The sequence below is a fragment of the Pseudomonas halotolerans genome (assembly GCF_039581215.1).
Lineage (GTDB): Bacteria > Pseudomonadota > Gammaproteobacteria > Pseudomonadales > Pseudomonadaceae > Aquipseudomonas > Aquipseudomonas tehranensis.
Map to the genome: position 1 here is coordinate 86,640 of NZ_JBCNTJ010000014.1, position 13,327 is coordinate 99,966.

Sequence of the window (13,327 nt, forward strand, 5' to 3'; positions counted from 1 at the left end):
AGCCTTGGAAGACTGAGCCGTACAGGGCGAGGCGTCAACCTTGGGCTTTGCGGTGTTAGTCATGCCGCCATCGCGAGCAGGCTCGCTCCCACAGGGGATTTGCGTCGATCACAAATCCATTGTGAGAGCGAGCCTGCTCGCGATGGGGCCTCTATAGACGCCGCAGAACTACAATCCTTCCAACTGCGCCATCAAATCATTCAACCGATCCACCTTCTCCTCAGTGAGTTCACTCGCCGCCAGCCCATCGATGTATTCGGCCAGTTCCTGCACCGTGCTGCACTCGAACATCGCCCGCAGCGGCACGTTGCGTTGCAGGGCCTTTTGCACGCGTGAGGCAATTTGCGTCGCCAGTAACGAGTGGCCGCCCAGTTCGAAGAAATTGTCTCGCACGCCCACTCGCTCGACCTTGAGCACCTGGGCCCAGATGTCCGCCAGGGTCTGTTCCAGCGCATTGCCTGGCGCCTGGTAATCCTGGCTTTGCAACTGGCCGATTTCCAGGGCCGGCAAGGCCTTGCGGTCGAGCTTGCCGTTGGCGTTGAGGGGCAAGCGCTCAAGCCACAGCCAGTGCAGCGGCACCATGTATTCCGGCAGTTCGGCCCGCAGACGCTGCTTGATCCGTTCCAGGCGTTCGGTCGGCTTCAGCGCCGAGTCGGCTGCGACCAGATACCCCACCAGATGCTTGCCGTTGGCGCCTTCCTGCACCCCAACCGCCCCATCGCGCACCTCAGGCTGTTCATGCAACCGCGCTTCGATTTCCCCCAGTTCGATGCGGTAACCACGAATCTTCACCTGATGATCGATGCGTCCGACGTACTCCAGCACGCCGTCGCGACGCCGCCGCGCCAGGTCGCCAGTGCGGTACAAGCGCTCCCCTGGCGCACCCAACGGGTTGGGCACAAACACCGGGGCCGTGCGCAATGGATCACTGACATAACCGCGCCCTACCCCAGTGCCCGCCACGCACAACTCGCCTACAGCACCCAGCGGCACCAGGTCCAGCGCACCATCGAGCAGGTACAAACGGTTGTTGTCGGTGGGCGTACCAATCGGCAGGTAGCTGCCACGGGTCGAGGCCATGTCGACCCGGAAGAACGCCACGTCATCGGAGCATTCCGCCGGGCCGTAGGCGTTTACCAGGCCAATGGCCGGGTAGCGCAGCAACCATTGATGGGCCAGCTCCGGTGGCATCGCTTCACCGGTGGGGAGCATCCAGCGCAGGCCGTCCAGGCCGATACGTTCCTGGGCGAGCATGCCCTGGATCAGTGACGGCACGCTTTCCAGCACTGTGATTGCCTGGCGTTGCACGTGCTCCAGCAGACCTTGCGGGTCGTGGGCGATCACGTTGGGCACGATGTCCACCCGGGCGCCGAACAACGGCGCGGCGAGGAACTGCCACACGGAAATGTCGAAACTCTGGGAGGCGGTCTGGGCGATCACGTCAGTCTCGCTCAAGGCCAGGTACGGCACCTTGCTGAGCTGGTTGTTGAGCATGCCGCGTTGTTCCACCATGACCCCTTTGGGCAGCCCAGTGGAGCCCGAGGTGTAGATCACGTACGCCAGGTTGTCCGGGCCGCTGTAGAGGCCGGGGTTGTGCTGCGAAACATCGCTGGCCTGGACATTTTCCCACACCAGCAATTTCGGCCGCCCGGAACAGGCGAACTCGTCCAGCAGCGCCAGCGCCTGGGCATGACAGGCCTGGGTGCAGACCAGCAGCGGCGTGCGGCTCAGCTCAATGATGCGGCTCAGACGCTGACTCGGCAGCCCCGGGTCCAGCGGCAGGTAACCGGCACCGGCCTTGAAGCTGCCGATGATCATGCCCAGCAGGTCCAGGTCGCGCTCGGCCAGCAACGCCACCGGTTGGTCGAGGCCGACGCCGGACGCGATCAAGGCATGGCCGAGGCGGTTGCTCCGTGCATTCAACTCGGCGTAGCTGTATGCCCTGTCCAGGCAGGTGGCGGCCACCCGTTGCGGATGGGCCGCGACCCGGGCCTCGAACAGCTCGACGTAACTGTGCTCCAGCGCGTAGGCACGCTCGCTCTGGTTGCAGCCTTCGATCAGGAAGTCCTGTTCCTCGGCGCCAATCAGCGGCAGCTCGGCCATGTCCCCGTGGAAACCTTCCATCAGCGCCAGCAGCAAGCGCTTGAACTCACCCAGCAAACCCTGGACGGTGGATTCATCGAAATAACGCTGGTCGTAGGACAGATGCAACCCCAGGTCATCCCCCGGATAGCAGACCGCCGTGAGCGGGAAGTTGGTGTGGGTGCGGCCCGAGTCCGAGGTGGCGTTGAGGCTTTGGGCGCGATCCAGCACCGACACCTCCACCGGCGCGTTCTCAAACACGAACAGACTGTCGAACAACGGTTGCCCCTTGGGCAGCTCGCTGACGTCCTGGATGCTCACCAACGGCAGGTATTCGTACTCGCGCAGTTGCATGTTGCTGTCGAGCAACTCACTGAGCCATTGGCGCACACTGCAACGCTGATGATCGTCGGGCATCCGCACGCGCAAGGCGATGCTGTTGATGAACAGGCCCACGGTGCGTTGCATCTGCGGCAGTTCCACCGGGCGCCCGGCCACGGTGACGCCGAACAGCACGTCCCGTTCGCCGCTCACCCGCCGCAGCACCAGAGCCCACGCGGCCTGGGCGAAGGTGTTGACCGTCAACTGATGAGCCTGGGCCAGCTCCCTCAGCCGGGCCCCGTCGCGGACATCGAGGCGGGTGTAGCAGTCGCCGACGATCATGCCGCCACTGTCACCGGCGTGTTCACGCAACAACGGTCGGTCGGTGGGGATCGGCGTGGTCCGTTCGAAACCTTGCAGGTTGCGCGTCCACCACTGCCGGGCTTCGGCCAGGCTCTGGTGTTGCAACCAGCCGATGTAGTCGCGATAACGCGGCGGCACGGCCAATCGGGGTTCGCGATGTTCACCAAGGGCCGTGTAGATCTCGAAGAAATCCTCCATCAGCAACGAACGGCACCAGGCATCGATCAGGATGTGGTGGTTGCTCATCATGAACCAGTAACGCGCCGCGCCCACTCGGATCAGTCGCAGGTGAAACGGAGCCTGGTTCAACAGATCGAAACCGGCCTCGCGCTCGCTTTTGAGCAATGCCTGGAGTTTGGCTTCCTGCTGGTCCTGGGGTACTTCACACCAATCGAGATAATCCACCGGCGTGCTGCCGGGCTTGTGGATGATTTGCAGCATGTCTTCGCCGACGTTCCAGCAGAAGGATGCACGCAGGGCTTCATGACGGGCGATGACCGCCTGCCAGGCCTGGGCGAAACGTTGCGGATCCAGTTCACTGTTGATGCGGTAGCGATCCTGCATGTAGTACAGGCCCGTGCCCGGCTCCAGCAATGTGTGCAGCAGCATGCCCTCCTGCATCGGCGTCAGCGGGTAGACGTCTTCGATCTGCGCGGCCGGCACCGGCAGGCTGTCGAGCTGGGCCTGGGTCAGTTTCGCCAAGGGGAAGTCCGAGGGCGTCAGGCCGCCCGCCGCGTCCGTCAGGCAATGTTCGATCAGGCCCAGCAGCTCCTCGAGGTAAGCATCGGCCAACGCCGCGATGGCCTGGCGGTCGTGCCGCTCGGCGCTGAACGTCCAGCGCAGCACCAGCTCACCGCCGCTGACCTGACTGTCGACACTCAGCTCGTTGGGCAGCGGCGCGTCGGGGTCGTGGATCGCGCCCAACGGGGCGTCCAGGGGTTGGAACAGCGCGTCATGACCCAGGGTCTGATCGAGCTGACCCAGGTAGTTGAAGGTAATCGCCGCTTGCGGCAGGCCGGCCATGGCCTGGCGCGTCGCGGCGTCAGCCAGGTAGCGCAGCACGCCGTAACCGAGACCCTTGTGGGGCACCGCACGCAGTTGCTCCTTGATGGCCTTGATCGAGGTGCCGAAGTCTTCACCCGACGGGCTCAGGCGCAGCGGATAAACGCTGGTGAACCACCCCACCGTACGAGTCAGGTCGATGTCATCGAACAGCGCCTCGCGGCCGTGGCCTTCGAGCTGGATCAGTGCCGACTCATGGCCGCTCCAGCGACACAGCACCCGGGTCAGCGCGGTGAGCAGCAGGTCGTTGACCTGGGTGCGGTAGGCACGCGGTGCCTGTTGCAGCAGTTGCCCGGTGCGCTCGGCGTCCAGGCGCACGCTGACGGTCTGGGCGTGACGCTCCTCACGTCCGCCGTCAGGATGCGCGCAGGGCAGTGCCACCTCCGGGCCGCTCAAGCACCCTTGCCACCAGCCCAGCTCCTCGCGCAGGGACTCGCTGCCGGCGTAGGCCTGCAAGCGCGCGGCCCAATCCCGGAAGGGGCTGGTCTTGGCCGGCAGGTCTGCGGTTTGCCCGGCGCTGATCTGGCGGTAGACCGTTTGCAGGTCATCCATCAGCACTCGCCACGACACGCCATCGACGACCAGATGATGGACGACGATCAGCAACCGTTGTCGGCCATCGGGCAACTGCGCCAGTACCGCACACAGCAGTGGCCCGCTCGACAGATTCAGACTGCGCTGCGTCTGGGCAAACAGCGTTTCACAGGCCTGCTCACTCTCCACGTCCACCTGACGCAACAGCACCGCGTCGGACCCTGACTGGTGCTCGGCGCGCCAATGCCCGGCGGTTTCATCAAAGCCCAGGCGCAACGCATCGTGCTGTTGGAAAACGCTGCGCAGTGCCTGTTCCAGCACGGGGGGTTGCAGGGTAATGGCCGGCTCCAGCAACAACGCCTGGTTCCAGTGATGACGGTTGGCAATCCTGCTCTCGAAGAACCAATGCTGGATCGGCGTCAGCGCCGACTCACCGTCGAGCAGCCCCTGCTCGGCGCTCACTGACTGACTGTGGCTGGCCACACCGGCCAGGGCCTGCACGGTCTGGTGCTGGAACAGGTCGCGGGGCGTGAAATGAATGCCCTGTTGCCGGGCACGGCTGACCACCTGGATGGACAGGATCGAGTCGCCACCCAGTTCGAAGAAGTTGTCATTCAGGCCGACCTGCTTCACGTTCAGTACCTCGCACCAGATCGCCGCCAGGGTCTGCTCCAGGGCACTGCTCGGGGCCAGGTAATGTTGGCGATTGAGTTCAGGATCCGGCATCGGCAAGGCACGCCGGTCGAGCTTGCCATTGGCGGTCAGCGGCATGCTCGCCAGCAGGATCAGATGGGTGGGCACCATGTAGTCCGGCAGTTGGGCCTGGAGGTGATGTCTCAGCGCTTCGCGCAGGGCCGCTTGTTGCTCGGTGTCCTGCTCGGCGACGTCGGTTACCAGATAGCCGGCCAGTTGCTTGCCGCCTGGCCTATCGAGCGCCAATACCACCGCCTCGCGCACGGCGTCATGTTCCAGCAGGCGGGTTTCGATTTCCCCCAGTTCGATGCGGAAACCGCGGATTTTCACCTGATGGTCAATCCGTCCCAAATACTCCACCTGACCATCGACGCGCTGGCGCACCAGGTCACCGGTGCGGTACAGCCGTCCGCCATTGACGGCAAACGGATCGGCGACAAAGCGCTCGGCGGTCATGCCCGGACGCTGGTGATAGCCCTGGGCCAATCCCGCACCGCCGACGTACAACTCCCCGGTGGCGCCTTGGGGCACCAGGGCCAGGTCGGCATCGAGGATATAGGCCACCCGGGCGCCGATCACGCTGCCAATCGGCACACTCGCCGCGCCCTCTTCCAGTTGTTCAGGGGCCAGGCTCGCCAATGGCATGACCACGGTTTCGGTCGGGCCATAGGCGTTGAAGAACAGGCTCGGCTGGAACGCCGCCCGGATACGCTGTAAATGCTCGCCGGTCAGGGCTTCGCCACCGGTGATGCACATGCGCACCGGCAGGGTTTGTCCCTGGGTCGCCAGCCATTGCGCCAACTGGCTGCCGTAGCTGGGGGTGAAGCCGAGGATGTTGATACGGTGCTCGCGAATCAGCCCGCAGATTTGCTCGGCGTCCCACTGCCCTTGCGCACGCAGCACCACCTGGGCACCGCTGAGCAGCGGCACCAGCAGGCGCTCGGTGGCGGCGTCGAAGTTGATGGAATAGAAATGCAGTTCGCAATCGTCCGGGCGCATGCCGAAACGCTGGATCACCGCCTGGCAGTGCATGGCGATTTCACCGTGGGACACCACCACGCCCTTGGGCTTGCCGGTGGAGCCTGAGGTGTAGATCAAGTAGGCCTGATGCTGCGGCAGATTGATCAGCGGCGGTGCCTGGTCCGAATAGCCGGCCAGGGCCGCGCTGTCGTCCTCCAGACACCAGCCCCCTACACCGTCCGGCAATGAGCCCAAGGCCTGGAACATCGCCCGGTCGCTGAGTAGCAAACCGAGGCCACTGTCTTGGATCATGTAATGCAAACGGTCCAGCGGGTATTCCGGGTCCAGGGGCACGTAGGCCCCGCCAGCCTTGAGGATCGCCAACAGGCCAACGACCATCTCCAGCGACCGCTCCAGGGCCAGGCCCACCCGCACCTGCGGCCCGACACCGCGCTCTCGCAACATCCAGGCCAGGCGGTTGGCGCGGCGCTCGAGTTCAGCGTAGCTCAGGGTTTGCCCGGCAAAGGTCAGGGCCGGTGCGTCGGCGCGGGCCAGGACCTGTTCGCTGAACAGTTGCTGGATGCATTGATCCAGGCGGTGTTCGCCGGGTTCGACCCCCAGGCTGTCGAGCATTTGTTGCTGCTCGCGGGCATCGAGCAACGGCAACTCGCTCAGCCGCTGGGTCGGATCGGCCAGCAGCGCCTCCAGCAGATTGCGCCAGTGCCCGGCCATGCGGGCAATGCGCGGCTCATCGAACAGGTCGGTGCTGTAGGTCAGGCAGCAACCCAGGCGATGGTCCAGGTCGGTGACTTCCAGATTCAGGTCGAACTTGGTGGCCCGGGCGTCGTTGGCCAGGTATTCGACGCTCATCCCGGCCAGCGTGCGGCTCTGCTGGAACTCCCAGCGCTGCACGTTGCACATCACTTGGAACAGCGGGTTGTACGCGGCACTGCGCGGTGGCTGCAGGGCTTCGACCAGATGATCGAACGGCAAATCCTGATGGGACTGGCCTTCAATCACGGTGTGGCGCACCTGCTCGAACAACTCACCGACAGACATCTGCCCGTCGAGCTGGCAGCGCAGCACCTGGGTGTTGAGGAACGCCCCGATCAGCCCTTCGCTTTCCGGGCGGATGCGGTTGGCCACCGGCGCACCGATGCGCAGGTCGGTCTGGCCGCTGTAGCGATAAAGCAGCACGGCCAGGGCGGCGGTCATGGTCATGAACAGGGTCAAGCCCTGTTGCGCGTTGAAGGCGCGGACCCGGGCGGCGAGGTCATCACTGAGGTCGAAGCGGAACAATTCGCCGCGATGGCTTTGCACCGGCGGACGCGGACGGTCGCCCGGCAACTCCAGCAACGGGTGTTCGCGCCCCAGTTGCGCGGTCCAGTAGTCCAGTTGCCGTTGGCGCTCGCCAGACTCCAGCCACTGGCGCTGCCAGACGCTGTAGTCCAGGTACTGCACCGGCAACGGTTCCAGTGGCGATTCGCGGTCGTCGACAAAGGCCTCGTACAGCGCACTCAGTTCCCGGGCAAAAATATCCATTGCCCAGCCTTCAGTGACAATGTGGTGCAGGGTCAGCACCAGGTAATGTTCCTGCTCGGCGGTCTTGACCAGACAGACCCGCAGCAGTGGCCCGGTTTCCAGGTCGAAGGGTTTGTGCGCTTCGCTGTCGGCCAGTTGCTGCACCTGCTGTTGGCGAACATCGACGGCGAGCATCGAGAAATCTTGCCAGTCCATGCGCAGACCCGTGGCGGCGTGCACCTGTTGCCGGGGCACGCCATCGACGCTGGGGAAAGTGGTGCGCAGGGTTTCATGGCGCAGGACCAACGCCTGCAACGCCGCTTCGAAACGCCCGACATCCAGCACCCCGCGCAACCGCGCCATGCCGCCGACGTTGTAGGCCGGGCTGTCGGGCTCCATCTGCCAGAGGAACCACATGCGCTGCTGGGAATACGACAGCGGCACCGGTTGGCTGCGATCGACCTTTTGAATCGGCGGTTGCTGGTTGGTCTGGCCGCTGGCCTGGATCGAGCGCACCTGTTCGGCGAACGCACCCAGCTCACTGGCCTCGAACAAGGTACGCAGCGGCAGCTCGATGTCACAGGCCTGGCGGGTGCGGGAAATGATCTGGGTCGCCAACAGCGAATGACCGCCCAGGGCAAAAAAGTCGTCCCGCAGACCGATGCGGTCGAGCCCCAGCACGTCGCGCCAGATGCCAGCGACCTGCTGCTCAAGGGCACTGACCGGCTCGACGTGTTCACGCACTTGCCATTGCGGTTCGGGCAAGGCACGACGGTCGAGTTTGCCGCTGGGGCTCAGGGGCATGGCGTCCAGGCGCAGCAGTTGTGCGGGCACCATGTAGTCCGGCAGTTCGGCGGCCAGGGCGGCGTGGAGTCGGGTGTTTTCGAGGTCTTGATCGTGCGTGACATCGCAAGCGGTGTAATAGCCGATCAGTTGCGGGCCGGCCGAGGTCTCGCGCACCAGGACCGCCACTTGGGCCACGCCGTCCTGAGCCAGCAACCGCGCTTCGATTTCCTGCGGCTCGACCCGAAAGCCGCGCAGCTTGACCTGCTGGTCGAGACGGCCGAGGTATTCGATCACGCCATCGGCGCTCCAACGCGCCCGGTCACCCGTGCGATACAAACGCGTACCCGCCACGCCCAGCGGGTCGGCGATAAAACGCTCAGCGCTCAACCCCGGACGGCCGAGGTAACCCCGCGCCAGACCCAGGCCGCCGATGCACAATTCACCTGGCACACCGGCCGGCACGGGATTGAGTTCACTGTCGAGCACACGGCACAACACATTGCCCAGCGGCCGGCCGATAGGCGAGCGCTCGCCGTCGGCGACGCTGCAATGCCAGTGGGTGACGTTGATGGCGGTTTCGGTCGGGCCATAGCGGTTGTGCAATTGCGCCGACGGCAGTTGCGCCAGCACGCGGTTGCGCAGATCGGCCGACAACGCTTCACCCCCGCAGAATACCCGGCGCAGGCTGGTGCAGCGGGCGCTCAGGGGTTCGTCGATGAACAGGCTGAGCAGCGGCGGCACGAAGTGCAGCGTGGTCACGCCAAATTGTTGGACCAACTGCGCGATGCGGTGCGGGTCACGGTGTTCACCAGGGCCGGCCAATACCAGTTGACTGCCGGTGATCAGCGGCCAGAAACACTCCCACACCGACACGTCGAAGCTGATCGGCGCTTTTTGCATCAGCACATCGGATTCATCCAGGGCGTAAGTGGCCTGCATCCATTGCAGGCGCTCGGCCAGAGCCGCGTGGGTGTTGCCGACGCCTTTGGGCTGGCCGGTGGAGCCGGAGGTGTAAATCACGTAAGCCAGGTGATCACCGTGCAGGTGCAGACCCGGCGGATTGCTCGGCCATTGCTCCAAATGCAAGGCGTCCATGGCAATGACGCTGACACCCTCGCAGAGGGGCAAGCGTTCAAGCAATGCAGTTTGGGTCAGCAGCAGATCGACGCCGCTGTCCTCAAGCATGTAGGCCAGGCGCTCGGCCGGGTAATCGGCATCCAGCGGCACGTAGGCGCCACCGGCCTTGAGGATCGCCAGCACACCGATGAGCATCTGCGGCGAGCGCTCGGCGGCAATCGCCACGCACACGTCCGGGCCGACACCTTTGTCGCGCAGGTAATGGGCCAGGCGGTTGGCCTGGGCGTGCAACTCGGCGTAGTCCAGGCGGCCATCGTCCCACAGCAGCGCTGTACGTTGCGGCGTGCGCCGGGCCTGTTCGTTCAACAGCTCCGGCAGCCACTGTGTGGCCGGCGCGCAGGGGGCCGCACTCCACTGCTGCTGTTGCGCATGCTCATCAACGCTCAGCAACGGCACATCGCCGATGGCTTGTTGCGCATGGGTGCAGACGGCCCGCAGCAGATTGCACAAATGCTCGGCCAACCGGGCGATGGTCGCAGCCTCGAACAGTTCATCGGCGTAGTCGAATGAGAGTGTCAGCCGTCCGTTGCGATCCTCCTCGCTATGCAACTGCAAGTCGAACTTGGCTTCACGGCTGTGCCAGGGCAGTTCGTCGGCCAACAGCCCCGGCAAACGGCGCAAGGCGCTGAGGTCGCGCTGCTGATGGTTGAACATCACCTGGAACAGACCTTGTTCGCGAACCTGGGGGAACGCTTCGAGCAGTTGTTCGAACGGCAGGTCCTGATGGGCCTGGGCGCCCAGCGTGGTCTCCCGGGCCTGGGCCAGCAATGCGGCGAACGACTGGCGCGGATCGACCTGCCCGCGCAGCACCTGGGTATTGATGAAAAAGCCGATCAGGCCTTGGGTCTCCAGGCGCGGACGGTTGGCGTTGGGCACGCCGATGCGGATGTCGGACTGGCCGGTGTAGCGCTGCAACAGCGCTTGGAAGGCGGCCAGCAACAGCATGAATAAGGTTACGTCGTGGGCTTGGGCCACTTGGCGCAAGGCATCGCCGAGGCTTTTGTCCAGACGCAGACTATGGCGTGTGGCGCTGCGCCGATGCTGAGCGCTACGGGGATGGTCCGTGCCCAGGGCCAGACTCGGATGTTCGTCGCCCAGTTGCTGTTTCCAGTAGGCCAGTTGCCGCTCGGCCTCCCCTTGAGCCAACCACTGGCGCTGCCAACTGCCGTAGTCGGCGTACTGCAACGGCAAAGGCGCCAGGGCGGCGACCTGCCCTTGGCATGCAGCCGCGTATAACCGCGAGAACTCATCGATCAGCACGCTCATCGACCAGCCGTCGGCGATGATGTGGTGCAGCGTGACCAGCAATTGGTGGTCAGCCTCATCGAGGCGCAGCAAAGTGACTCGCCACAGTGGGCCCTTCTGTAAATCGAACAGCATCGTGGCTTCATCGTCTCGAACCTGACGCGCCCGGGCTTCGCGCTGGTCGACGGGCAGGTCGCTGAGGTCGATCACTCGCAGTTCGAGTTCAGCGGCCGGGTCGATCTGTTGCAGAGCGACACCCTCGCGCTCCAAAAATCGTGTGCGCAGGGCTTCGTGGCGTTCGAGCAACTGCTGGAAACTGCAGCGCAACGCTTCCTCGTTCAACTCACCACGCAGGTGCAAGCCGCCGGGAATGTTGTAGGCGCGGCTCGCCGGATCCAGTTGCCAGGTGATCCACAAACGATTCTGGGCAAGGGATTGCGGTAACGCTTCGTGGCGCGGTAACCGGCTGATCACGTCTTGGGCCTCGGCACCTGCCTGCTGCAGGCTCGCCACCGCTGCCGTGAACGCTGCGAGGGTCGGCGCTTCAAACAACATGCGCAGATTCAGCGCCAGCCCCAGCCCTTCTTGCAGCCGCGCGATCACTTGGGTGGCGGCGATGGAGTTACCGCCCAACAGGAAGAAATGATCGTCGCCCTGGACGTGTTCAACCTGCAACTGCTCGCACCAGACCTGGCCGATCAATGTTTGCAACGACGATGACGCGCGAGTGTCAGGGCCTGCTTCAACCTCAACCGACGGAAACAGCGCATAACTGTCGAGACTGCCGTCGGCCAATCGGGTCCGGCACGCCGAGCGTTGCAACTTGCCGCTGGAGGTCTTGGGCAACGCGCCCGGATTGAGCAGCACCACCACGCTCGGTGCTTGCTGACAGGCTTCGGCCACCGCCTGGCGAATGGCTTTGATGAGTGCTTCGGGTGGCAGGATCTTCTGCACGCTGCGGCTGATCTCCGCCGCGATGCCGATGCCTTCCTCGCCGCCATCGTTGACCGCGAACGCGGCCACACGGCCTTTGCGCACCACCTCCACTTCCCGCTCGATGGTTTGCTCGATGTCCTGGGGGTAGAGGTTATGACCGCGCACGATCAACAGGTCCTTCAGACGGCCGGTAATGAACAGCTCACCGTCACGCAGGAAACCCAAGTCACCGGTGCGCAGCCAGGTGCGGCCATCGTGCTGGACGAATGTCTTGGCGCTGGCCTCAGGGTTTCGCCAGTAGCCATGGGCAATGCTCGGCCCGCTGGCCCAGACTTCGCCGACCCGGTTGTCGGTCAGCGGCTGCAACGTGTTGGGCTCGACGATCAGCACCGCATGCCCAGGCTGACTCACGCCGCAGCTCATCACCGTACTGCCCTGCCCTGGCTCGGCACGGTTGTGCGCCAGTGCCGTGTCGTCCATCTGCAACGACGGGATACCTTGACTGCGTGGCGTGCCAGCGACGAACAAGGTGGCTTCGGCCAAGCCATAGGAGGCCATGAAACGGTCCGGCGTGAAGCCGCAGGGCGCGAATTTCTCGGCAAAGCGTTCCAGGCTGTCGAGTCGGATCGGCTCGGAGCCTGAATAAGCCACGCGCCAGCCGCTCAGGTCGAGGCGCTTGAGCGCCGATTCACTGACCCGCTCGCTGCACAGCCGATAGGCGAAGTCCGGGCCGCCGCTGATGGTGCCGCCGTATTCGCTGATCGCTTCCAGCCAGCGCAACGGTCGGGCCAGAAAGTACGCCGGCGACATCAGCACGCAGGGCACACCGCTGAAAACCGGCTGCAACAGGCCACCAATCAGGCCCATGTCGTGGTACAGCGGCAGCCAGCTGACGATGACATCGTCAGGGTTCAGATCGATGCCGAAGCCTTGGCGGATCAATAATTCGTTGGCCACCAGGTTCCCATGGCTCACTTGCACCCCCTTGGGCAACGCGGTGGAGCCGGAGGTGTATTGCAGGAAAGCGATGTCAGGGTCCTGCAGGTTCGGCTGCACCCATTGCCCGGCGAGGGCGGGCTCAAGGGTATCGACGCACAGCACGGGCGGGGCCGACTCGATGGCTTGCAGCGGCTCGCGCAAATCGCTGCGGGTGAGCAGCAGGCGCGGCTCGGCATCGGCAATGATCGACAGCAGGCGTTCCTGGTGGTGGCGACGGGCGGACTCCGGCGGATAGGCCGGCACGGCGATCACACCTGCGTAAAGGCAACCAAAAAACGCCGCGACGTAGTCCGGGCCACTGGGAAACAGCAATACCGCACGGTCGCCGAACGCCGCTTCGGCCTGCAAGGCGGCGGCGATGGTCCGGGCCCGCTGATCCAGGTCGCGATAACTCAGCACCACACTTTGCTCCGGGACGTCGGCAAGGAAGCGCAAGGCCACACGGTCCGGCGACAACGCGGCGCGGCGCTGAAGGGCATGAGCCAGGGTGCTGGGGAGTTCGAACGCGTCGGTCATGAGGTTTCCTGCCTGAAATTCGGCTTGCTAGTGGTATCTGGTGGCCTGCGGAATGCGGCGCGGCATCGGGACTGCCGCCCGAAACCTTCATCCCTGAGAACGGATACCACCGGCAAATAATTAGTCAGCAACCTCTTGTTCCAGACCCGCCGGAAGGCAGAACACCGTGGCA

1 protein-coding gene is annotated in these 13,327 nt (G+C 64.5%); it reads right to left on the bottom strand.

What is annotated here, in order from left to right; genetic code table 11:
• Positions 1-168 precede the first annotated feature (168 nt).
• Positions 169-13,155 (bottom strand): non-ribosomal peptide synthetase, encoded by a 12,987-nt coding sequence (locus AAIS01_RS18715; protein WP_343470175.1) that lies wholly within the window; start codon positions 13,153-13,155, stop codon positions 169-171.
• Positions 13,156-13,327: the final 172 nt, after the last annotated feature.

Bases quoted from the DNA above. Each gene is read 5' to 3' on its own strand.
- AAIS01_RS18715 (WP_343470175.1), bottom strand. From the start codon at position 13,155: ATGACCGACGCGTTCGAACTCCCCAGCACCCTGGCTCATGCCCTTCAG.